This window comes from Arthrobacter sp. AG1021, assembly GCF_003633665.1.
Taxonomy (GTDB): Bacteria; Actinomycetota; Actinomycetes; order Actinomycetales; family Micrococcaceae; genus Glutamicibacter; species Glutamicibacter soli.
On sequence record NZ_RBLB01000009.1, the window covers coordinates 62,978 to 85,480 of the forward strand.

A 22,503-nucleotide genomic window follows, 5' to 3' on the forward strand; every position below is an offset into this window, starting at 1 on the left:
TCATGGTGCGCAGGGAGATAATCATCCGACGAGATCGGCTAGTACCTTCGTCCCCTGACCTTGTGGACAATCAGCAAGACGACGCTCGTCAGCATGGCAGTAGCGAGGCTGACCAGAACAGGGATCTGCCATTCTTGCTTAACTAGGGCATCGGAAGTGCCGCTCACGAGCGCGCCGAGAATGCTCCCGACACCGCGCTCCGCGCCTTGGCCGACCGCGGCGACACTCTCGAACAGCGCGGGCGTGATCCACTGGATCACGAGCGAGAGAATCCAGATCAGCAAATTGGCGGCCTTCAGGAACCCCAGGACTCCCAGCACCAGGCCGAGGACTACCGGCCCGGCATACCAGAGATATTGCGCGTAGGACTGCGCTCCGGAAACCAGGGAAGCCACGACCTGCAGCCAGTAGCTGACGCCCACGGCGATCAGCGCAACCAGCGGGGCCGCTCCAATGAGCTTGAGCTTGACGATCAGGTAGTACAGCGCTTGGAACACGGCAAACAGGGTGCCAAGGAAATACAGGTGGCGCACCGAGTCCGCAGAGATCTCCCCGTCGAATAGTCCCGGTTCGAGCACGTACGTCGCTTGGAACGCCAGCGCGATAAACCCGAGCACCACGCCGACATCGGTCACCACGGCGAATTTAGTACCGCCGTGCCCAACCCTACGGGCGAAGAATGCGCTGAGCAGGGTCGCCATGGAGAAGACGAGCAGCAATCCGAGTGCGTCGTTCGAATTGTAGGGAAGAATTGCTTGGTCTTCGTAGCCGATCCACAGCCACGGAAGGACGGCGAACGCCACGATCAGCAGCCCGGCCACCAGCTGCATCCACCAGCTTTGCCAGACGCCTGCGGTTGATCTCAACATTGCTCCTTCGAGTCCCCAAGTGTTCCTCTGGACTCATTCTTCCAGAGCTCAGGGCAACCTGTACGGCTTCAGGCCAGCGTTTCGCGAGCCCCGGAGCAGGAATGGCAAGACAAACGAGCGGCTCGGAGGCATTCCCTCAAGGGTGGAATACCTGCGAGCCGCTCGCGAATTCTATTCACCATGGTTCGATACGGGTGGTCGAAGCGCACGACAACGTTACAGATGACTTTGGTCTGGAACGTGCCGGTGAAAGTCGTTCTCGGCGGTAGCTCTTGACGACTTCAACTACGTTTATTCAACTACAGACCAGTCAGGGTGTGCAATACGCATCATCATGGTTGATCAATATGATCAATCTCGGCCCATCTCGTTTGCGTCGATCCGTCACTTTGCCGGCACTGCTCGAAAACCCTCCCGGAAGGGGCGTTCCGAACGGTGTTGACCTTGACGCAACGTCAACCTATAGCGTTTCCATATGGATAAGATTCGCCGAGAGAAACACCCGGACACGAGTTACAGCATCTCCGAGGTAGCCAAGTCGACCGGGGTGACCAGCAGAACCTTGCGGCACTACGACCACATCGGCCTGCTTCGTCCGGCATTCGTGGCTGACAACGGCTACCGGCATTATGGCCAGCACGAGCTGGTCCGCTTGCAACGGATCCTGCTGCTGCGCCAATTGGGCCTGCGGCTGGACACCATCTCCGAGGTGCTCGATTCCAAAACGGAACAGATCCAGGCGCTGGAAATCCATGTCAAAGACCTGGATCGGCAGCGGGAAAACATAGACCGTCAGATCAAGGCCCTGCGCCACAGCATTAGCGCACTATCGAAAGGGGAAACAGTGAATCTCGATTCCGCCTTCGAAGGGTTCAACGAGCAATACAAGGAAGAAGTCGTCGCCCGGTGGGGCTCGGAAGCCTACGAGCGTTCCGATCAATGGTGGCGCTCGAAGAGCGGCGCCGAGCGAGCCGACATGATGGAACAGGTCAAGGAGCTGAACCACGCGTGGGTACAGGCTGGCGAAGACGGAATCTCCGCCGACAGCGACGCCGCACGCCTGCTGGCTTCCCGGCACGTGCAGTGGCTGGCGTCCATACCGGGCACCCCGGCCGCTTCCGGCGACCCGGCGCAGTTGCGCGCGTACGTGCTGGGACTTGCCGACATGTACGTCGCTGATGAACGCTTCGCCAAGAACTATCAGGGGCACGCACCGTTCGTCCGCGATGCCCTGCATTCGTTCATGAATGAAGAGGAGCACTAGCAATCAGGTGCTTCGGCATACGTCTCGAAGACTCTGCCGGAGCGCCCGCTATGATTCCCTCTCGATTTCCTCGCGCGCTTGGGCATAGCGAGTCTGGATGTATTCCTCCAGCTTTTCGCGTTCCACGCGCCACACTCCCCTGCCTCCGATTTGGATGGCTGGCAGCTCTCCACTCTTGATCAACGCGCGGATCTGCGGAAGCTTGACGTTCAGCTCCTCGGCAACGTCTTCTAATCGCAAGAACCTCATGGCATCAGATTACTGTCATTTGCTGAAGTTAGATCTGATTCGACGCAACCTGTGCATAACGTGTTCCCTACGCCACAATTTATGCCGTTGCTGCCCCTGCGAGCACCGCGCACGCAACAAACCGGTCAGTCCGTGCAACACGCTTGGGAGATACTGGTCATTTTGACTAAAATCTATTTGTAGCACTCGCGATCTTCACGCACACGCCGTCATAGGAGACCACAGATGAATTCGGATACGTATCAGCTCGATGAAACCGACCGACGTATCCTTCTGGCCCTCGATGCCGATCCGCGTGTTCCCATCATGATGCTCGCCCAGCAGCTTGGACTGGCCCGAGGCACCGTGCAGTCCCGTTTGGAGCGGCTGGCGAACTCCGGCGCCCTGCGTCCGAATACTGCGCGTATTCTGCCGGCGGCCATGGGCCGCGGCGTCAGCGCGTTCGTCAGCGCGGAGCTGGACCAGGCCCGCCTGAACGAGGCGATCGCGGGACTGCGGCAAATCCCAGAAGTCCTCGAGTGCGTGGCTCCTGCCGGCGATACCGACCTGCTGATCCGCGTAGCCGCCACGGACCCCGACGACTTGTACCGGGTCAGCGAGGAAATTCGCCTCTGCCCGGGCATCACCCGCACCTCGACGTCAATGATCCTGCGCGACGTCATTCCGTTCCGCACCACCGAGCTGCTCAAGAAGTTGAGCGGCGAAAAGCACTAAGCCCGCATCTTTCACAACGGCCAGGCACCGCGTGCCTGGCCGTTAGTCTGTTACATGCTGGGGGATTCGTCCGGGCAGGTATTTCCGGGCCCTGAATACCTGGACCATGGAGGCGGCGCAGCAGATGGCGAGCAGCCCGATGAACAGCGCCGGGTGGGCCATCGGCCGCCACAGGGCGAACAGCGTGGGGAACGTGAAGCCGATGAAGCAGCACATGTAGAACCGTCCGGTCAGCTTGCCCAGATCCGCGGGACCTGCCAGATCCAGCACCTGGCTCAGCCCTGCGACCAGCAGGATTCCGTTCGCGGCGCCAGACACGACCGATGCCGCCATGCCCACGGCTTCGGAGCCGGTCAGCGAAACCACCAGCATCAGCAACAGGCCCGCCAAGGCGACGCCCAGCCCCCAGAGCAGCAGGCCGACCCGGCTGACATCGTTGAAACGGCGGATCAGCGGCTGGATTGCTGCGCCCATGCCCATCGTGACCACCACGGCGATCGTGGAATACAGCAGGCTGGATTGGCCCGGTTCGGCGGTCAGGGCGGGGACCACCGCGAACCCCGTGGCTGCCATCCCGAAGACCCAGGGGGCTGCGGGCAGCACCAGCCGGGTGAACCGCTTCATGTTCGCCATGCTGGTCCGCATCTGGTGCGCGGCAGGGGCAGCATCCGCCGGATCCACCTGGCGCAGGACGGCTGGCTGTTCCTCCTTGGCGGTGAGCATCAGCAGCAACCAGGCCAGCGTGGCGACCGCGTGGACAGCGTAGGCGAGTTCCGGGCTTTGGCTGGATCCGACAATCGCGCCGGAGATCGCCGGGCCGATGGCGAAGCCGGCCGAGGTGCACAGCGCCGCCCGGGTGGCGCCTGCCGGCCCGGGGCTGATCAGCTTGACCCAGCTGGTGACTGCCACCATGGCGAGCCCCATGCCCAGCCCGGTGAAGACGCGTCCGAGGTACAGGCCCGCTTCGGTGTACCAGCCGCCCATCAGGGCCAGGGATCCGAGCACCGAGAATGCCAGGGCCGCCAGCGTGAAGGGCTTTCGCCCGAAGCGGTCAGTCAGCGGGCCGCCGAACATCAGCGCAGGGATCATGCCGAGCAGATAGCTGCCCATGACCAGCATGGCTTCGAATTCGCTCAGCAGCCGTTGCTGCTGGTACCAGCTGATCAGGGAGACATACTGGTTGGCGCACCAGCCGGTGAGGATCAGGCAGATGCCGGGAAGCCACCACGAGGTGGTGCGGCGTGCGGTCTTGGAAAGTGCGATGCCTACTTCTCCAATTCGTGGAAAAGGCTGCGTACCCGGTCGGCGATTTCATCGCGGATCATGTTCATCCGTTCGGCGCCGGTGATGCCGTCTTCGCTCGGCTCGTAGGTGACCCAGCGTTCGGTCTTCACCTGCGGATCGAAGCTCGGATTGGCGTCGGTGCCGAGGATAACCACCCGGTCCACCGAGGCGGCCAGCGACGGATCGATGGGCTTGGGTTCGCCCTGGGCCATGTCCGCGCCGCACTCGGCCAGCGAGGCGACCGCTTCGTGATTGATCGAGGCACCGGGGTTGGTGCCGGCCGAATAGCTGGTGACCTTGCCGTCTGACACGTAATCCATCAGTGCCGCGGCCATCTGCGACTTGCCGGCATTGCGTGAGCAAATGAAGAGAACCGAAGGTGTAGTCATGAAAACAATTGAACCACCCAAAGCGTGCTTTGGGTGGTTCAATGTGCAACAGTGACGCTGGGGTGCCGGGATTCTCAGAGGGTCAGGTTTTTGCCGGTCTTGATCGTCTCGCCCTTGAAGAACGCCGGGTGGCGGACACGGCTGTAGAGCATGACCAGCACGCCCAGCAGCAGCACGCCGACACCGAGGATGAAGACCATGCCGATGCCGCCGATCTCCGAGCCCGAACCGTACTCCGGGTTCATGGAATCAACCGCGGTGACGAAGAACATCACCAGCAGGATGACACCGCCCACCAGTGGAGCCAGGAACTTGAAGAAGAAGTTCCGGGCGTTGGAGAACAGCTCGCTGCGGAAGTACCAGACGCAGGCCAGCGCGGTCAGGCCGTAGTAGAAGCAGATCATCAGGCCGAGGGCGGTGATGGTGTCCCACAGGGCGTTTTCCGACAGCAGGCGGGTAACCACGTAGAATGCAGCGGCTGCGGCCGCGGAGACCACGGTGGCCACCGACGGCGACATGTAGCGCGGGGAGATCTTGGCGAAGCTGCTCGGCAGCGCCTTGTAGTAGCCCATGGCCAGGATGGTGCGCGCCGGGGAGACCATGGTCGACTGCAGCGACGCCGCAGAGGAGGACATGATGGCCAGCGACATCAAGATGGCCAGTGGGCCCATGACCGGTCCAGCCAGCACGGCGAAGATGGATTCCTGGTTGTCCGGGTTGCCGGCGCCCAGGCCGGTGGTTCCGACGCCGGCGAAGTACAGCACGGCGGTGGCGACGGCCAAGTACAGCGCGATGATGATCAGCACCGTCCAGGTGGCGCCGCGGCCCGGGACCTTGTTCGGGTCGGTGGTTTCCTCGTTCATGGTCAGGGTGACGTCCCAGCCCCAGAATACGAAGATGGACAACGAGATGCCGGCGGCGAAGGCGGTGAAGGATTCCACTCCCATCGGGTTGAACATGTCCCAGGTGATTGGGGTGCGGTCGAACGGCGCATCAGCAGTGAAGGACATGATCGCGAACAGCAGCAGCACACCTACCTGGAAGCCCACCAGCACGTACTGGAAGACCTTGGTCGCATTCATGCCCCGGTAGGAGATGTAGGCGGCGATGGCGATGAACACCAGCGTGGTGGGGATGTTGATCCACAGGTTCTTGGTCAGCGCCGCGATCCATTCCTGCCCGGTGAGCTGTGCGATGAGGATGTAGAAGAAGTCCACCGCCACCGCGGCCAGGTTGGACAGCACGATCACCGTGGCGGCGATCAGGCCCCAGCCGCCCATCCAGCCGATCATGGGCCCGAACGCGCGGGTCGCCCAGGTGAAGGAGGTGCCCGAGTCGGGCATGGCGTTGTTCAGTTCCCGGTAGCCGAGGGCCACGAGAAGCATGGGGATGAAGCCGGCGATCAGGATGGCCGGAAGGCTGGTGCCCACCTCGGCTACGGTCGCGCCGAGCCCGGCGGTCAAGGTGTACGCCGGGGCAATGCAGGAGATGCCGATAACGATCAGGCCCAGGACACCGACGGTGCCCTTGGACAGACCTTTTTCATGAAGTCCCGAATCGTTCGTTTCGGGAAGGCTATCCCGCCTCATTTCTTGTGACATTGTCAAAAACCTTTGGGAGTGTGCTCACCGTTGAGCCGCGGCAGTGCGCGCCGCCCTGGACGCTGTGTCAGGTATGCGGCAGGGCGGTCGACGGTGAGTGCGTTTTGGAGAGGATCCAAGGGATACGAATTTTTGATCGGCTTTCTACCGTGTTGATGGCAAGTGGGGAATGACGCCCATGGGGACGTTGAGGTGGCCGAGGATGCGATGCGCCTTCGGGCCGATGAACAGGCGGCGATGCGCCGCCAGGCGGGCCGAGCCGAGCAGGGCCAGATCTCCGGGCTGCCAGGACAGCTCGTTGATCGCGGTGTCGATGCTGCCGCTGGCGATGACCTCGACGCTCGCTTCGATGCCCAGTTCCTTCACCAGTTCATCGAGGTATTCGCGGATCCCGCGCACGTGGTCGTCGATTCCGGCGGAGCCTTCGGACACGTCGGCGTGGGCCACGAAATTTGCCACACGCAGCTTGATATTGCGCGCGTTGGCGACGCTGGCGGCCAGGGAGATGATCTCCTCGGCCCCGGGGCGGTCTCCGACGAACGCGGTCAGCCGGGTGATCTGCCCGCCTGCTTCGCGTAGGTTCTCCAGAGAGGCCGGTGAGGTCATGAAGACCGGCAGCGGCGAGGAGTGCAGCAGGGCGTTGGCGATGGCCCCGGGCATGAAGAAGCCGCCCAGATGGCGCTTGCGCCCTCCGAGCACGATTCCGTGGACTTCGAACTCTTCGCCGAGTTCGATCAGCCCTTCAGCGATGGACGACACGGAGCGCGCCACAACGCTGGCGCCGATTCCCTCGGGAACCAGCGCCAGCGCTTCGGCGGCCCACCGGTCCACCTGGGCGGAGAGAATGGTTTCATAACCATGGTCTCCGCCCGGGTAGACGGCGGTAAAGGGTGCGGCGGCCGGAAGAACGATGGCAATCTGCACGAATGCATCCTTCGTTCCGGCCACCACTGCGCTGGCCAACTCAATGGCCTCCGCGCCGCGTTCGTCGGCGGTGTAACCTACGAGCAGTTTCATCGTCTTAGACGGTGATCTTCGAGTCGGCCGGAGCGGTCAGGGTAGCCACGCCGTCGTAGGACTCGTCGTAGGAGGTTCCGTCGAGTTCCGCGAGAATGCGGGCCGCGTTGCGGCGGCCCATGCGTACTGCGCCGTCAACGTGCTGGTAGCCTTCGCCGGCCAGGTCCGAGGAGGAGAAGTAGATCGGGCCGACGTTCTCGTTCTGGCTCGGGCCGAAGCGGTACAGGCCGCCCAAATCGTAGCTGGTGGCGTAGGCGCCGCGGGTCCACTCTTCGGAGCCGAAGTCGGAGAGGTAGAAGACCTTCGGATCCAGGGTCTTCTCGCCCAGGAACTCGGCCATGGCCTTCAGGATGGCTTCCTTGCGCTCGGCGTCGGTGTCCATGGCCCAGATCTTGTCGGCTTCCAGATCCGAGATGAAGCCGACGAGGGTGCCGGTGGATTCGCCGTCGAAGGTGTTGTCGTAGATTTCCTGGACCAGGTGGTTCGGGCCGAAGCAGGTGCCGGACAGGCCCTCTTCACGCCAGAACGGGGTGTCGTAGACCGCGTGCACCTTGATGACCAGGCCCATGGACTGGTGCTGGTGGGTGACGTGCTGCCAGCGAGGCAGCGGCGGGAAGTAGCTGATGCGGTTGTACAGGTTCGGCGGAACTGCCAGCACGGCCTTCTTGGCCTTCACGGTGACGTCGGCACCGTGGGCCACCACGCCGTCTTCGGACCATTCGAGCTTGAGCACCGGGTTCTCCAGGAACAGGGTGTCTTCCGGCAGACGGCCGGCCACGGCGATGGACACACCCTGCATGGAGGTCTTCATGCGGCGGTCCAGGATGAAGTCTTCGTCGACCAGGTTGTCGAAGGAGCCTGCGGAGGAGGCCATGAGCACTGCCTGCAGCGCGGAGAAGGTGTGGGCCGGCTTGGTCAGCATGCCGCCTGCGATGAACAGGCCGATGTTGTTGCACGCCACCTCGTCGGAGGAGTTCTCGCGCAGGAAGTGGTGGAAGGAGATCTTGTCCAGCTCCTCGGCCTGCGGGTGCTCCCACGGCTTGTCCGGGTTCATGCCGGCGGCCAGCTCGTTCATGATCGAGATGAGCTTGTTCATCTCGGCCACGGTGGCTTCGCCGACCGGGAAGTCCTCGCCTTCGTAGATGATGGCTTCGCCGGCCTCGGTGCGGTAGACGCTCTTGCCCTGCTTGTAGCGCTCGAAGGTCTCGATGCCCAGTTCCTCGATCAGCGAGTACAGGCCGGTCTGGTCCGGGCTGATCCACTGGCCGCCGATCTCGATGGTGGCGCCGTCCATGGTGTCGGTCCAGGTGCGGCCGCCCACGCGGTCGCGTGCTTCGAGCACCGCTACGGACTTACCGGCCTTGACCAGCTCGTAGGCGGCGGTCAGGCCGGAAGGACCTGCACCAATGACAACGACATCGCGTTCGAGATGTTTCATGACTGCTCTCCTAGAACAATAAAATGAATTCAGTTCATTTATCTTTCCTATAGCATAGGGTACGAACACGATCTTGTGAAGTAACCCACGTCAGCTAGGGGATCATCAATGAGCGAAGAGGCGCCTCGCCGTGCGGGCAGACCGCGCAGAGCCGTGCTCACCCGAGAACGCATCACCAGCCACGCGCTGGAGCTGGCTTCCGCAGACGGCTACGAGGCCCTGACGATGCAGCGCCTGGCCAAATCCCTGGGCGTTGCCGCCTCGGCCCTGTACAACCACGTGTCCTCTAAGCACGACCTGCTGCAGTGGGTCCAGGAACTGGTGATGACCGACGTGGACACCTCGGTCTTCGACACCCTGGAGATCTCCGAGGCGCTGGTTGAATGGGCCACGAGCTACCGGAATGTCTTCGCCCAGCACATTCCCCTGGTTCCGGTCATTGCGGTGCTCCCGGTGTCCGATTCCCCGCGCACCTTGAAGATGTATGAACGGGTCGCCGAGGCTTTGCGCGACTACGGGTTGAAGGACGAGGCAATCATCCCCACCATCGTGGCGCTGGAATCATTCATTTTCGGCTCGGCCATGGATACCGCCGCCCCGCACGACATCTTCGACGCGCGGGACCACAAGGATGCCACCCCGAACTTCACCCAAGCAGTGTCCGATCAGCGTGCCACCGGGCGGAACACCAGCGACGACTCGTTCCAGCGCGGCCTGCAGGCCATGGTCGCAGGCCTCCTGGCGGCAGGGAGCAAAAAATGACTCAAGCCCACGACGCCGACGGGCCGCAGAAGAAGTCATGGCTGGCACGTATCACCGGCAAGCAGTGGACCTCGGTGGCGCTGGTCATCGTGGCCTTGGTGTTCATCTTGCAGAACCTGAATATCGTGCGCGTCGAATTCTTCCTGTTCCACACCGCCGCTCCGTTGTGGGCGATCCTGCTCATCACGCTGGCGGCAGGCTATGTGATCGGAAGATTCTCCAAGCGCCGGGACTAGTCGTCCAGGATCGCCCACTCCCCGACTTCCTCGTTGTCGGAGTCGAAGACGTCTTCCTGGGCTCCGGGAACGAGCGGATACATGGTGATCTTGGTGGACCAGTCACGCAGAATCTTCTGCAGCTCCTCCAACGGCTTCAGCTGCATGTTCTCGGTGTCGAAGTTGACTTCCAAAACAAAGCGCATGGTGCACTCCCATCCCTCGCGTTGCGGCAATCCTATGCCCTGATTCGCTGAAATACGAGACTTGACAAGGGCTGGACAATGACTGACCCGCAATGGGTGAAATCTGCACGTTAATGGCAGAAGCGGGGCCCCAAAGGGACCCCGCTTCGCACGGTGAAAGTTATCCGATTACTGCATCGTGGTCATCGTCGCGATGGAGTCAAAGGCTTCGGGGCCGCCGACCTTGTACAGGGCCAGCAGCAGGCCGCCGAAGACGGTGCCCATGATCGCGCTGAAGCCCAACGAGATCTTGGCCAGCGAGCGGACCTCGTCACGGCTGATGGCGCTTTCGTTGTTCAGGTACCGGGCTGCGCCGGCGCTGATGCTTGCCGCCGGGGTTGCAGGCTTCTCCGTTGCGGACTGGGCCTGCGCCGATGCAGTCTGGGAGATGGCAGGGGCTACTGCCGGTGCCGCCATCAGGATGTTCGATGCGGTGTCGATCTCTCCGCCACGCAGGTAGGCGACGGTCGAACGGTGCTTGCGGTCCTGGCGGAGCTTGACAATGTTCGAGCCATGTCGTGCCAACAGAATATCTTCGCCAAGTGGGATCGTGCCCATCGATAACCGCTCTCCTAAGTAAATTCAAACACCGTACTTCCAGTAAACCCCACGAATTTTCGCTACCTGTTAAATACTTGTCTATTTGTTCACAAACACACATGCCCCTGTGATGCAAACGGCATGATTTCAGCGTTAAACGCGCCTACGTCACACCTGGGTGGGCCTCCGGGCGGCGTTCAGCCGCCTGTGGGAACCCGTTCAATCGGGCAGCTGGCCGAAGGCTTCGGTATCCGAAATCGGGCCGAGCACCAGGATGCGGTCACCGGGCTTGAGCACCGTCTGGGCATCGGCATGCTGCCAGCGGCCCTCGTCATTGGTGCGGGCCGCCACTGTTACCCCGTAGTGCTTGCGCAGGTTGCTGTCGCCGAGTTTCAGCCCCTGCAGCACCTTCGGCGTCGTCATTTTCACCATGGCGAATCCACGATCGATTTCGAGGTAGTCCATCATCGATCCGCGCACCAGGTGGGCTACCCTTCGGCCCATGTCCTTCTCCGGGTAGATGATGTGGTGCACGCCGAGCTGTTCGAGAATCAGGCCGTGCTGGTCATCCAGCGCCTTGGCCCAGACATGGGGAATGTCCATGCTCAACAGCTTTGAACAGGTGAGGATCGACGCCTGGAGGTGGTTTCCGATGGCCACCACAACCCTGTCGAATTCGTTGAGCGAGAGCTGTTCAAGAGCTTCGCGCTTGGTGGCGTCGGCCCGGACCACTTGGGTGAGTTCCCCGTTGAGGGACTGGACGATATCTTCGTCCAGGTCGATTCCCAGCACGCTGGTTCCCGAGCTCATCAGCTCCAGAGCCAGCGAAGCTCCGAAACGTCCCAAGCCGATGACTGCGACGGAATTTGCATGGGCAATTTTCTTGGCCGCACCGCGGCCGCCGGAGAAGTTAACCAATTGCTGGCCTTTCCTTAGGAAGTTCGAATACTGCTTTCTTGTCGCGCAGGGCAAGCGCCGATCCGAGCGACAGGACGCCGACGCGTCCCAGGTACATCAGCGCGATCAGCACCGCTTCGCCGGTCGCGGGCAGCTCGGGGGTGATGCCGGTCGACAGCCCCACCGTGGCGAACGCCGAGGTCGCTTCGAACAGGCATTCATCCAGGGTGAATTCGGTGATCACCAGCAGCGCCATAGTTCCCGTGAAGACCGCGGCCACCGCGACGAGCGCCACCGTGATCGCCTGGCGGTGCACCGAACGGGACAGCCGCTTGCCGAAGATGTTCACTGCGGCTTCCCCGCGTAGTTCGGTGAGGATGATGAAGAACAGGACCGCGAAGGTCGTGATCTTGATGCCGCCACCGGTGCCTGCCGGGCCAGCGCCGATGAACATGAGCAGATCCATGCCCAGCCAGGTGGCCGAATGCATGTCCCCGATATTGATCGAGTTGAACCCTGCGGTACGCGTCTGCACGGATTGGAAGAATCCAGCCAGCAGCTTGTCCTGGACGGACATAGGCCCCAATGTGTCCGGGTTGGCCCACTCCATGGCGGTGATGAATACGGTGCCCAACAGCAGCAAGGCAACGGTGCCTACCAGCACGATCTTCGTATTCATGGACCATTTCAGCCTGTTCCGCGCGTATCGGCGGATCTGCAGGATTACGGGGAATCCCAGGCCGCCGAGGATGATCGCCGCGGCAATAGGAATGCAGATCCACGGGTCGGATGCGAACCCCACCAAGTTGTCGGAAAAGAGTGCGAATCCTGCATTGTTGAAAGCGGAGATCGCGTGGAACCCTCCGTAGGCCAGACCTTCCCCGAACGAATAGCCGTACCCGAGGATGAATCGGGCAGCCAGCAGCACCGCGATGATGCCCTCGATCGTGAACGTCACCTTCACGATCGACAGGGCGGCGTTCTTCACGTTTGGGCCTTCGACGGCCTTGGCCTCGGTCTGCGCAGTGATTTTTGCGCGCAGGCTGAGTTTTCCCAAGATGCTCAGCGAGAACAGGGACGCGACGAGCATGATGCCCAGACCGCCGGCCTGGATCAAGGCGATGATCACGATTTTCCCGAAAACGCTGAAGTGCGTCGCGGTATCGAGCACCGCGAGGCCCGTGACGCAGACTGCTGAAGTTGCGGTGAACAGCGCATCGATGAAAGGCGTCCTCTGCCCGGTGGAAGAGGAAAGAGGGGACGCGAGAAGCAACCCGCCGATCAGGATCGTGATGGCGAATCCCGTAGCCACCATGCGGGCCGGCCGCGCCACCACGGTTGATCCGGAAACATGAAAACGGTGCTTTCGCTGGAGTTTGCTCATAGAATCCGAATTCGTAGTGCCTGCCGTCTACATGTTGTAGAAAAGCCTTACGAATGGAAAACAGTACACCTGCTTCACCGGCTTGCCAAGAGGGCAATTTTCCCGCGGCCGATCCCCCGCTGTCGGGTGGGTGACCAGCGACAACGAGGTAGCTCAGGCATCCCCGCGTGCGCGGATTCGTTGGTGCCGAGGGCATTTGTTTCGGCGTTAACGGACAGGGCGCAAAAAGCGGAGGCAGGATCCTGCCTCCGCTTTTCATTCGGATCGTAATCCGAAGCCGCTATGCGGTTTTGATGTTCCGATGCTTGCGCGCGCGCTTGGCCGCGCGGATCTGCACCGTCAATTCATTGTTCGTCATGTCATCGGGTGATGCGATGTCGTAGTCATGCGCCTGCTTGAGCAGACCCTGACGAATTTCCGCGTGATGGTTGCGGTTGTATTTACGCACCATGACGACCGTTACGATTGCCAGCACCGCCAGGGTGACCAGGGCAGTGAGCATTGTGGTTTCCACGTTCATTGTCTTCTCGACCCCCTTTGTCTTCAAGTTGAGGATTCCGCAGCCCGCGATCCCAGCTAGGAGCTGTGTTCAATTCAAACTTCCCGGACGCTTCATTCTCCTGTACAGAAGAACAACAAGTTTAGCAGATTTATTCGAATTACTGAATTGGGGTATCGAATCGGCGCGTAATTGTCACTTGGTTCCGCCGCTTGGATCCGCTAGAACTCGCCGGTACCATGGCTGTGCTCGAAGACCAGCGACGTCTGCGTGGTCGCCACGGCTGGATTGGCTGACAAGTTGTCCAGTACGAACTGGCGTACATCTGACGAGTTGCGCACGGCCACGTGCAGCACGAAGTCGTCAGCGCCGCCCAGGAAGAAAAGCTGGCGCACCCCGGGTTTGTCGCGCATCTGCGTGGCGAAATTCGCCATCAGGTGGCGGGCTCCCGGGCGGATGCGCACGAAGATCAGGGCTTCGAGCTCCCTGCCGAGCACCTGCGGGTCCACCTCGATGGTGAACCGGGAAATCACTCCGGAATCGCGCAGGGCGTTGAGCCGTGCCAGGCACGTCGATGCAGCGATGCCCAGCTCTTCGGCCAGCGAATTATTCGTCCGCCGGGAGTTCTTGGAGAGCAGCTCCAGCAGCTTGCGGTCTAGTTCATCAAGCTGCGCCGTGGGGCCGCCCGAGGCGTTGGTTCCATTGAGCATCGTTTGCACACCTGCTTTCAATGAGTCGTGGTGCTTCCATTGATCTTGCGGAGGGCCGCTGCCGGCGCTACTGCGGCGGGATATTGTCCGGGGCGTCGTGCGCTATGCGGCGCTTGCGCATCCGGAGAATGACTACGGCGGCCAGCGCGATCACCAGCGCCCCGCCGACGAGCCACGGCCAGTCCAGGGCCAACCACGCATAGAATACCGCCAAGCCGATCGTGGTGTAGAGCAGCGCCCAGGCCATGGCGCCCACCGCCACCGCCGGCAGGTAACGGCGCACTGGCATCCGGCTGACGCCTGCCGACGTATTCACCGCGGACTGGATGCCCACCGTCAGGAAGCTCAGTGGAACCGCCAGCATGCCCCACCGGGCGATGAAGCGCTGGGCGCGCTGGTAGGCCCGACCATGCAGGTGCCGCTCAAACCTCGTATGCTCCACGCCCTTGGCGATGCCGCGACCGACCCAATAGGTGGCATTCCCGCGGGCGAACGCCAGGCAGAAGAAGAATACGAAGGTGATGGCAAATGGTGCGTCGTTGGTGAGCCATGAGATGGTTTCGGACATGCTTACGGAACGCTCTTGATCTGGCGGACCAGCGCTGCGCCGACCAGGCTGATCACGGCCGAAATGAGGAACAGGGTCGGGTAGCCGCCGAACCAGGTCACCGACAGCCAGGCCACCAGCGGTGCAACCACCTGCGGCAGCGAGTTGGCAATGTTGATCATGCCCAGGTCCTTGCCGCGCGAATCGGCGTGCGGCAGCACCTGGGTCAGCAGAGCGAAGTCGACGGCCAGGTAGGCGCCGAACCCAATGCCCAGCAGCACCGCGGCGATGACGGCGGTCGTGAAGTTGGAGGCGAAGGCCAGCACCCCGGCGGCAAGGGCCACGATGACCGAGGAAATGATCACGAATTTCTTGCGCTTGCCGTCGCGGTCGGAGATCTTTCCGGAGATCACCGAGGAGAAGATCACGCAGAATGCGTAGATAGCGGTCAGGACCAGCACGCCCTGGGCCGGGTCCGGATGGCCCAGCTGGTCCTGCAGGAAGAACAAAAGGTACACCAGGCACAACTGGCAGCCGAGATACAGCATGAAACGGGTCAGCCACGCCCAGCCGAAGTCCTTGTGCTTGACCGGGTTGATCCAGAAGCTCTTGAGGAATTCGCCCGCTTTCAGCGCCGGCAGCGCGCCCTTGGGCAGCGGAACATCCTGGCGCATCATGACGTACGGGATGGAGCACAGCGCCACTGCCACCGCGACGATGGCATAGCCGAAGACCAGATCCTGCGCGGCATACATGCCGATGACCGCGCCGATCAGCGAACCGCAGGTCTGGCCCAGCGCCACCAGGCCGCCCACCATGCCGCGCTGCTCCACCGGGACCTTGTCCGGAATGGTAGCGAAGATCGCGGCCAGCGCGGCATTGCCGGCCGCCTGCATCAGCGCCCAACCAAGCACCAGCAGGCTCACCGTCTGGGCCGTGGACATCAGCAACAGCGAGAGCGCGCCGGCGAGCGTGCCGAAGAAGACCCACGGGATGCGTCGGCCGAACTTCGAGGTGCTGCGGTCGCTCAGCGCTCCGAACAGCGGATTGGCCACCAGCGAGACGGCCGCGCCCACGCCGGTGACCAGCGAGAGGATCGCATTCTTCTGGCTGGCATCCAGCTGCTGGGCATGCAGTCCCAGCAGCACCTGGATGGGCGCGAAGAAACCGACGTTGATGCCGATATGCACGATCACCAAGGCGGTGATCCACCCGGCGCCCACGCGCCGGGTGGGAACCTGCAATGCGGCGGGGACGCTTCCGGGTGCTCCAGCGCTCATGGGGCGGGTCGTCCTAACTCGCGGGGACCTACCTGCGGGTCCTCTAGCTGTTCAATGCCGGGGGTGATGCCGCGGGTGATCAGCTTCCGCACCGCCTTGGACATCAGTCCCCCATCGATCATGGAGGCCGCCACCAGCGTGCCGGATTCGTCCAGGCCGAATACCGTCTGGATCTTGCCGCGGCGGCTGTACCGCTTCACGACGCTGGCAACCTTGGAGAAGTCCCCCACGGTTTCCACGTGGGCATCGTGGCGGTCGGACCAGAACCACGGGACCGACCGGCCGGGCGCCGGGGTGCCGAGAATGGTGGAGGCGGCAATGGCCGCGTCCTCCATCGCTGCTTCCCAGTGCACCGCACGGGGACGCCCTGCTTCGCGGGCCGCGTCGCCCAGGGCCAGCACCTGCCGATGGCTTGTCGAGCGCTGTCCGGCATCGACCAGAATTCCGTTCTCCACGTCCAGGCCTGAGCGTTCGGCGAGCGCGGTATCCGCTTCGACGCCGATGGCCGCGACAATGATGTCCGCGTCGTGGCGCTCACCGGAGACGATAGCGTAGCCGGGGCCCAGCTCGGTGACCGTTCCGTTGATCGTGGTGACGCCGTGGGACTGGTGCTCCGCATGCAGCTGCTCGGCCAGATCCTCGCCCAGCACGTGCGCCAGCGGGGCGTTGGAGCTGGAGACCAGAGTGACCTGGGCACCGAACATCCGGGCCGTGGAGGCGAATTCGGCGCCGACCAGGCCTGCCCCGATGACCAGCACACGCTGGCCGAACATCCCGTCTTCCAGCTCGCGGGCCAGATGCTGGGCGTCGGCCGCGGTGTGCAGGCTGCGCGCGAATTCCGCGCCGGGCACGTCCAGGGTGCGCGGGATGGTGCCAGTGGCCAGGACTACCCAGTCGTCCTCGGCCGTCGGCACCTGCAGTTCCGTGATTTCTTCCTGGACCAGGTTGATACGGTTCTCGCGGTACCAGGAGACCGGCGCGAAGGGCTCGACCTGCAGGGCCTTGCTCAACGGCGGTCGGTCGTAGGGAAGCCCCTGCGTATCGCTGATGCTGATGGTTCCCGCATAGTTCCGGCTGACCAGTTCACGGGCCAGGGTGTAGCCGGCTACTCCTGCCCCGATGATGTGTACGGAGGACATCTAGATGTCGAGCTCCAGGTTGCCGTCCACCACGTTGACCTTATAGGTGCGGGCGTCCTTGGTGGCTGGCATGCACAGCACCTTGCCGGTGCGCAGGTCGAAGCTGGAGGAGTGCAACGGGCACTCTACTTCGCAGCCGTCGATCCAGCCTTCGGAGAGCGACGCGACTTCGTGGGTGCATTCGTCCTGCAGCGCATAGAAGTTACCGTCTTCGGCGTGGAACACCGCGATGTCCTCGATGGCTCCACTGTCTTTTGCCTCTACCAGCAACGCTTCGCCTTCTGGCAACTGGTCTGCTGGACCGACACGGTAACTCACAATGACTCCTTTGGTGCGCAAATAGTTCTGAACCTATCTTGTCACCTAATTAGGCGATGCACATATTAGCGGTGTCACCTCCAAGCCCTCTGGATGGTTCAAACAGAAGAAATCATGGATCTCAGCGGATGGTTCGCCGTCAGCCCGCCCATCAGGCGGATGCCGTCCAGCCCGTTGCCGGCCGGTTCGACCAGCTGCGCTCCGGGAACCAGCGAGGCCAGCTCTGCCGTGAAGGCCGAGCGTACCCGGGCACCGGCGAATACTCCGCCGAGGCAGGCAACACTTGCCTGCGAGGCATCGGCTTGGCCTGTCCGGCGCAATGCGGCGGCCGCCGAATGGGCCAGCTCTTTGCCCGCGAGATCGCAGATCAGGGCAGCGACCGGATCGGTCTGGGCGTAGCGGGAGACTTCCTTCCCGAAGGAGGCCACCACGGAGATCTTGTCGCGCGCGGCCTGGAGCTGGATGTAGGCTTCTTCTAGCTCCGGCCAACGTTCTCGGACCGGGCCGGTCAACGCTGTCTGAGGTCCCCTGCCATCGTGCGCGCGCATCACCGCGGATAATGCCTGCTGCCCCATCCAGTACGCGCTGCCGGAATCCCCCATAATGTTGCCCCAGCCGTCCACGCGGGCCGTGTTGTTGGTTCCGACGGCGAGGGTGACCACGCCGGTTCCGGCGACAACCACCGCCCCGGGCCGGTCTCCCAGCGCGCCCAGATAACTTGAAACCGAGTCATGGGCAAGGTTGAGATGCGCCACGCCTGGCTGCAGCATCGCCCTGAGCGCCCCGGCGTCATGCTCGGCATTGGTCAGCCCGGTGGTGCCGATGGAAACGACGTCGAATCCGGTACCGCGGATACTTGCTGCGTGCCCGATAGCGGCCGCCAACTGCGGCAGTACCGGCAGATGCGTCTGGACCCCAGGCAGGCGACGTTCCGCGACGTTGCCCTTGTCGATAATCCTGAGTTTTATTTCGGTTTGTCCGCCGTCGACCGCCAGTTGCGTGTGGAACATGATGATTAGATCTCCCTGTCGTCATTCATAGGCTATGTTCAACCTGCGGATCGATTCCCCGTGACATGCGGCCGTGATGACGGACGGTTTTTCAACCTGGTCGGAGTTCTGGGCCTCAATGGCTCCGTGGAAAACCCGGCAATTGGCGAAAGAACAGAATCGGCCGAATGCAATTTACGAATGGCGCGCAATTAGTTCTTTGAGCGAATTGTGCCCAATCACGTCATGGAACCACAAAAAATCTTAGAATAGAAAACATGCAAGAAGAACAGCTGATGCAAAAGGTGGAAGACGAATTCACCGCCCTGTTGTTTCGTGCGCGCCAGATGCTTGTTCGCCGCGCCAAAATCATCCATCCTGAACTCCAGGACCAGGGTTACCGGCTTCTCGCAGTCGTCATCCGCGAAGACGCCCAGCAGCAGGGTGTGCTCGCCGAAAAGCTCCGCCTCGACAAGGCCACAGTGTCGCGGTTAGTGCAGCACCTGCAGTCCATCGGGCTGGTCTCCCGGGTTCCGGATCCGCGGGACGGCCGGGCTCAGCTGGTCTCCGCCACCGATGAGGCCCGCGAGAAATGGAGTTCCAGTGGCGACATGCTGCGCCAGCAATTACGAAACCACCTCAGCGACTGGAACCACGACGATCTGGAAGAATTCGGCATTCTCATGCACCGGCTCAACTCGACCTTTGACGACATCGTGTAGGCGCTCCGGACCCTGAACACGCGAAAGGCGGATTTCTGATCAAATTTTTCGATCAGAAATCCGCCTTTCGCTGTACAGCAGCAAAACGACCTACAGCATCAAAGCCAGGAAGTCATCCGCGCTCAGCACCGAGGACTGTGCCGCATCCGTCTGCTCGCCCAGTACGTCGTTGAATAGTGCTGTCTTTTTTGCCTGCAGGGCCAGCACCTTGGATTCGATGGTGTCCTTGGCAACCAGCCTGTAGACGTACACCGGCTTGGTCTGGCCGATGCGGTGCGCACGGTCGATGGCCTGCGCTTCGGCCGCAGGGTTCCACCAGGGATCCAGCAAGATGCAGTAGTCGGCGGTGGTCAGATTGATGCCGAAGCCGCCGGACTTCAGCGATATGAAGAAGACCGGGAATTGCCCGTCGGTGAACCCGTCAATCATGTCCTTGCGCTTGGGACCGCTGGTCGCGCCGTCCAGGTAACCGTGGTCGATTCCGAGTTCCACCGCAATGTCTTTCGCCTTGCCCAAGAAGCTGGTGAACTGGCTGAAGACCAAGATCTTGTGCCCCTCGGCGACTGCGTCCGCCATGAGCTCGCGCAACATCTCCAACTTGGCGCTGGGAGCATTTCCCTCATCAACCAGGGAAGGGTCAAGCGCCAGTTGCCGGAGCAGGGTCAATGACTGCAGGATCTTGAACCGGTTGGAATCCACGTCATCCACCAGTCCCAGCACTTCCTGGCGCACCCGCTGGAAACGGCGGTCATAGGCCTTGCGGTGCGCCGGTTCCAGCTCGACTTCCAGTACTTGCTCGGTCTTGGCGGGAAGCTCCGGAACTACCTGTTCCTTGGTACGGCGCAGCACAAACGGGCGCAACCGCTTCTTGAGCCGTTCCAGCCGTTCCGAGTCGCCGTCGGAAATCTGCTTCTGGTAGTTGTCCTTGAATGCCTTCTGGCCGCCAAGCAGACCGGGCGCAGCCAGCGAGACCAGGGCCCACAGCTCCATCAGGTTATTCTCCATCGGGGTACCGGTCACCACCAGCTTGCACGGAACCGACAGCTGGCGCGCCTGCTTGTATCCCTTGGACGTGTGGTTCTTCAGCTGCTGCGCCTCATCGAGAATCAGCACGGAGAACCCTGCGTCCTCGAATTCTTCGAATGACAACCGGAAAATGGCGTAGCTGGTGACCACCAGTTGGGCATCGCCGATTTGCTCGACAATGCTCTTCCCTGCCTTTTTGGCCGTGGAGGTGATGGACTGGACCCGCATCTGCGGGGTGAAACGATGCGCTTCGTTAACCCAGTTGCCAACCACAGAGGTCGGAGCGATCACCAGGAACTTCTGCTCCGGGTTCTGGGTGCGGGCCTGTTCGAGGCCTGCCAGCAGCTGGACGGTCTTACCCAAGCCCATGTCGTCCGCCAGCACCCCGCCCAGCGAATGCGTGCGCAGGAAGTTCAGCCAGGCGGCGCCTTGCTCCTGGTACGGTCGCAGTTGCGCCGTGAACGAGTCGGGGAGGTCGATCTTCTCCAGCTGCTCGCCGTTGGTCAGTTCAGACATGGTCTGGAGCCACTGGTTTTCCTGGGCTTCGATGATGCCCAAGTCCACCAATTCCTGCCACCAGTCGATGCTCAAGCGGTGGATTCGGATGCTGTTGCCGGACACGGTGCCCAGTTCCCCGGCTTCCTGGACCAGCTGGCGCAGCTGGTGGAATTCCGGTCCGTCAATCGGAATCACCGTCATGTCCTCAAGGACCAAGTATTCGTCCCCCATGGTTAATGCGGAAAGCAATTCGGCGAACGGCACCTTCATCCCGTTGATGGACACCTCGACGGCCAGGTCGAACCAGTCTCCGGTGCTCTCCCCCGCTTCGATGCTCACCTTGGCCGGTTCGGAATTCAGTGAATAGCTCGGCAATTGCTCGTGGCCGGTGATGAGGATATCCGGGTGTTCCTCAAGCAACGGAAGCAGGTACATGACGAATTCAATGGCTTGGCTCTTGGAGAGTTCTTGTTCTGGGAAGACACCGTTCTTGGTCGTCTGGCCCAGTGGTTGGTCCCCGCCGAGCTTGTCGTTCACCGAGCTGATGATCTCGCGTTCAACCGACTTCTGGCGTGGCGATTTGGGCGGATATTTCCATGCAAAGCTCATGGTCAAACCAGTTCCAGTTTCAGCCAGCTGAAGCTGGAGCACCGGGCGTGCCGGCTGGGGAACCCTGTAGCTGGCATCTTCGCTGCGCACCGGTGCCACCTGCCGAAGGGAGTTCAGGTACCCAGTTTCGAAGTCCTCGATGTCTTTGGTCGGAACCATCATTGCGCCGGCGCTGATGAGATCCCTCAGCTCCGGCCCTACCGCGTCTTCCAGCGGTGCCAGTGAAAGATTTTTCGCCTTGTCCAGCGGTTTGTCGGCAAAGGCAATCATGGACGGCGGGTTGCCCAATGCCAAGACGTTATCCGTTTCGCCGTTCGGACCGCGGAAAATGCCTTCAATGGTCAGGCCGCTGTCGTTTCGCCGCAAGTCGAGAAAGGCCGAACCCGAAAGATCCGCCAAAGACACCTCGCTGCGGTTGCTGGCGTTGCCGTTGACAATGTGAATTCCGGTTTCATGGATCAGGTCGAAGGCTTCGCGCAGGTCTTTGCCGGGCAAGTTGTTCAGGATGATCCAGTCGGTGGCATCCCAGACATGGCCATACTGGTCATGCTGGGATCGTTCGTTGAGCATGACCAATTCGTTGGCGGCGCGGCGCTGCTCCTTGGCGAACCTGCCGTCAAATGGCAGCTTACGCCAAGATACTCCGGTCTGGACCCAGGGGCTGCGGGTTCCCCTGCGGGCCGGACGCGCGTTGAGGTTCAAGGTCGGCCGGCCAAATCGAGTGGCGGGGATGACTTTGAGGATCAGTCCCAGTGGTTCCTCTTCAAGGTCGTTTTCGTGCTCAGCACCGGTAGGCAGCTGCGGAAGCAGCCGCTTCAGGGTCCGTTCCCACTGCGGGGCCTGCGGGGCTTTCCAGGTGTCTTCTGCCCTGACTACATCCGAAACTGCGAAGCCGCCGCTGCCGATCTGGGTTGCTTCCACGAGCAACGCTGCGACATCCGCGCAGGAATATTCTTCCGGATGCGCATCGCAACGGCTGCTGAAGCTGATGCTCGTGCCCTCGATGGAAAGCTGTACCACGACGAAGGCCCGGAGAACCCAGCCGGAAACGATCGAACGACCGGGCATCTGCCGACGGTCTGAAATGGTCACCTGCCCGGAATTGGCCATCAGCCACCCTTGGCTGTACTCGCCTTCGGTGACCAGGGTTTGAGCGGCGACGGGGGTCAGCTGGTATTCCATGCTCACAACTTCTCGGGTAGGAGGCCGCGCCGTAACTGCGCGGAGTTCGTGATCAATTCTATCGACGCAATGGACAGTTCTTCCTGTGACGAAACATGAAGAAAGCTATTTACCAA

General features: G+C 61.8%; 24 protein-coding genes. 5 read left to right on the top strand and 19 right to left on the bottom strand.

The genetic code is table 11. The annotated features are described in order from the left end of the window. Positions 1-38 precede the first annotated feature (38 nt). A complete protein-coding gene (locus DFO58_RS11455) occupies positions 39-869 on the bottom strand; it encodes a hypothetical protein (protein ID WP_120990924.1) in 831 nt (276 codons plus the stop codon). Positions 870-1,344: 475 nt separating this feature from the next. On the opposite strand from DFO58_RS11455, the gene DFO58_RS11460 reads away from it, so the two are divergent. After that, entirely contained in the window at positions 1,345-2,133 is a 789-nt protein-coding gene (locus DFO58_RS11460) for a MerR family transcriptional regulator (RefSeq protein WP_047120063.1), read from the top strand. Between the two features lie 48 nt (positions 2,134-2,181). Here the strand turns inward: DFO58_RS11460 and DFO58_RS11465 are convergent, their stop codons facing one another. Further along, positions 2,182-2,382: a helix-turn-helix domain-containing protein gene (locus tag DFO58_RS11465; RefSeq protein ID WP_047120064.1), complete on the bottom strand. Its 201-nt coding sequence runs from the start codon at positions 2,380-2,382 to the stop codon at positions 2,182-2,184. A 225-nt stretch (positions 2,383-2,607) separates the two neighbouring features. Between DFO58_RS11465 and DFO58_RS11470 the strand changes: the two genes are divergently transcribed. After that, positions 2,608-3,096: an Lrp/AsnC family transcriptional regulator gene (locus DFO58_RS11470; RefSeq protein WP_047120065.1), complete on the top strand. Its 489-nt coding sequence runs from the start codon at positions 2,608-2,610 to the stop codon at positions 3,094-3,096. 42 nt (positions 3,097-3,138) lie between these two features. Here the strand turns inward: DFO58_RS11470 and DFO58_RS11475 are convergent, their stop codons facing one another. From DFO58_RS11475 to DFO58_RS11495, 5 genes are all read right to left on the bottom strand, one after another. Further along, positions 3,139-4,374 carry an MFS transporter gene (locus DFO58_RS11475; RefSeq protein ID WP_082123981.1) on the bottom strand — a complete coding sequence of 412 codons (1,236 nt, stop codon included), beginning with the start codon at positions 4,372-4,374 and terminating at the stop codon, positions 3,139-3,141. Beyond that, entirely contained in the window at positions 4,362-4,769 is a 408-nt protein-coding gene (locus tag DFO58_RS11480) for a low molecular weight phosphatase family protein (protein WP_047120911.1), read from the bottom strand. The genes DFO58_RS11475 and DFO58_RS11480 overlap by 13 nt, the downstream gene beginning before the upstream one ends. A 74-nt stretch (positions 4,770-4,843) precedes the next feature. Beyond that, positions 4,844-6,358, bottom strand: coding sequence for an APC family permease (locus tag DFO58_RS11485; RefSeq protein WP_286163570.1), 1,515 nt, complete (start codon positions 6,356-6,358; stop codon positions 4,844-4,846). 156 nt (positions 6,359-6,514) lie between these two features. After that, on the bottom strand, positions 6,515-7,387 hold the full coding sequence (locus DFO58_RS11490) for a universal stress protein (RefSeq protein ID WP_120990928.1): 873 nt from the start codon (positions 7,385-7,387) through the stop codon (positions 6,515-6,517). A gap of 4 nt (positions 7,388-7,391) precedes the next feature. Beyond that, positions 7,392-8,825 (bottom strand): NAD(P)/FAD-dependent oxidoreductase, encoded by a 1,434-nt coding sequence (locus tag DFO58_RS11495; RefSeq protein ID WP_120990930.1) that lies wholly within the window; start codon positions 8,823-8,825, stop codon positions 7,392-7,394. 108 nt (positions 8,826-8,933) lie between these two features. On the opposite strand from DFO58_RS11495, the gene DFO58_RS11500 reads away from it, so the two are divergent. Next, positions 8,934-9,587, top strand: a complete 654-nt coding sequence (locus DFO58_RS11500; protein WP_082344834.1) for a TetR/AcrR family transcriptional regulator — start codon at positions 8,934-8,936, stop codon at positions 9,585-9,587. After that, positions 9,584-9,823, top strand: a complete 240-nt coding sequence (locus DFO58_RS11505) for a hypothetical protein (RefSeq protein WP_047120070.1) — start codon at positions 9,584-9,586, stop codon at positions 9,821-9,823. Before DFO58_RS11500 ends, DFO58_RS11505 begins: the two co-directional genes overlap by 4 nt. On the opposite strand, the gene DFO58_RS11510 is transcribed toward DFO58_RS11505, so the two are convergent. The 11 genes from DFO58_RS11510 to DFO58_RS11560 all read right to left on the bottom strand — a co-directional run bounded on the left by DFO58_RS11510 (position 9,820) and on the right by DFO58_RS11560 (position 18,371). Then, positions 9,820-10,008, bottom strand: a complete 189-nt coding sequence (locus DFO58_RS11510) for a hypothetical protein (protein WP_047120071.1) — start codon at positions 10,006-10,008, stop codon at positions 9,820-9,822. The genes DFO58_RS11505 and DFO58_RS11510 overlap by 4 nt on opposite strands. A 168-nt stretch (positions 10,009-10,176) precedes the next feature. Beyond that, positions 10,177-10,605: a hypothetical protein gene (locus DFO58_RS11515; RefSeq protein ID WP_113606972.1), complete on the bottom strand. Its 429-nt coding sequence runs from the start codon at positions 10,603-10,605 to the stop codon at positions 10,177-10,179. Positions 10,606-10,806: 201 nt separating this feature from the next. Continuing rightward, positions 10,807-11,505 (bottom strand): TrkA family potassium uptake protein, encoded by a 699-nt coding sequence (locus DFO58_RS11520; protein ID WP_244910840.1) that lies wholly within the window; start codon positions 11,503-11,505, stop codon positions 10,807-10,809. Next, positions 11,498-12,868, bottom strand: coding sequence for a potassium transporter TrkG (locus DFO58_RS11525; RefSeq protein WP_120990932.1), 1,371 nt, complete (start codon positions 12,866-12,868; stop codon positions 11,498-11,500). Before DFO58_RS11525 ends, DFO58_RS11520 begins: the two co-directional genes overlap by 8 nt. Positions 12,869-13,148: 280 nt before the next feature. Continuing rightward, positions 13,149-13,388: a hypothetical protein gene (locus DFO58_RS11530; protein WP_047120074.1), complete on the bottom strand. Its 240-nt coding sequence runs from the start codon at positions 13,386-13,388 to the stop codon at positions 13,149-13,151. Between the two features lie 200 nt (positions 13,389-13,588). Beyond that, a complete protein-coding gene (locus tag DFO58_RS11535; RefSeq protein ID WP_047120075.1) occupies positions 13,589-14,077 on the bottom strand; it encodes an Lrp/AsnC family transcriptional regulator in 489 nt (162 codons plus the stop codon). Between the two features lie 67 nt (positions 14,078-14,144). Next, positions 14,145-14,645, bottom strand: coding sequence for a VTT domain-containing protein (locus DFO58_RS11540; protein ID WP_113606974.1), 501 nt, complete (start codon positions 14,643-14,645; stop codon positions 14,145-14,147). A gap of 2 nt (positions 14,646-14,647) precedes the next feature. Next, positions 14,648-15,904: an MFS transporter gene (locus DFO58_RS11545; RefSeq protein ID WP_120990934.1), complete on the bottom strand. Its 1,257-nt coding sequence runs from the start codon at positions 15,902-15,904 to the stop codon at positions 14,648-14,650. Continuing rightward, positions 15,901-17,043: an FAD-dependent oxidoreductase gene (locus tag DFO58_RS11550; protein WP_120990936.1), complete on the bottom strand. Its 1,143-nt coding sequence runs from the start codon at positions 17,041-17,043 to the stop codon at positions 15,901-15,903. Before DFO58_RS11550 ends, DFO58_RS11545 begins: the two co-directional genes overlap by 4 nt. Next, positions 17,044-17,361 (bottom strand): bifunctional 3-phenylpropionate/cinnamic acid dioxygenase ferredoxin subunit, encoded by a 318-nt coding sequence (locus tag DFO58_RS11555; RefSeq protein ID WP_047120077.1) that lies wholly within the window; start codon positions 17,359-17,361, stop codon positions 17,044-17,046. A gap of 98 nt (positions 17,362-17,459) precedes the next feature. Then, positions 17,460-18,371, bottom strand: a complete 912-nt coding sequence (locus DFO58_RS11560; protein ID WP_120990939.1) for a BadF/BadG/BcrA/BcrD ATPase family protein — start codon at positions 18,369-18,371, stop codon at positions 17,460-17,462. A gap of 257 nt (positions 18,372-18,628) precedes the next feature. On the opposite strand from DFO58_RS11560, the gene DFO58_RS11565 reads away from it, so the two are divergent. After that, the gene (locus DFO58_RS11565; RefSeq protein ID WP_047120079.1) at positions 18,629-19,072 is read left to right on the top strand and encodes a MarR family winged helix-turn-helix transcriptional regulator; all 444 of its coding nucleotides are present in this window, start codon (positions 18,629-18,631) and stop codon (positions 19,070-19,072) included. Positions 19,073-19,162: 90 nt separating this feature from the next. Here DFO58_RS11565 and DFO58_RS11570 read toward each other — a convergent pair whose 3' ends face one another. Beyond that, positions 19,163-22,387 carry a DEAD/DEAH box helicase gene (locus DFO58_RS11570; protein WP_120990941.1) on the bottom strand — a complete coding sequence of 1,075 codons (3,225 nt, stop codon included), beginning with the start codon at positions 22,385-22,387 and terminating at the stop codon, positions 19,163-19,165. Positions 22,388-22,503: the final 116 nt, after the last annotated feature.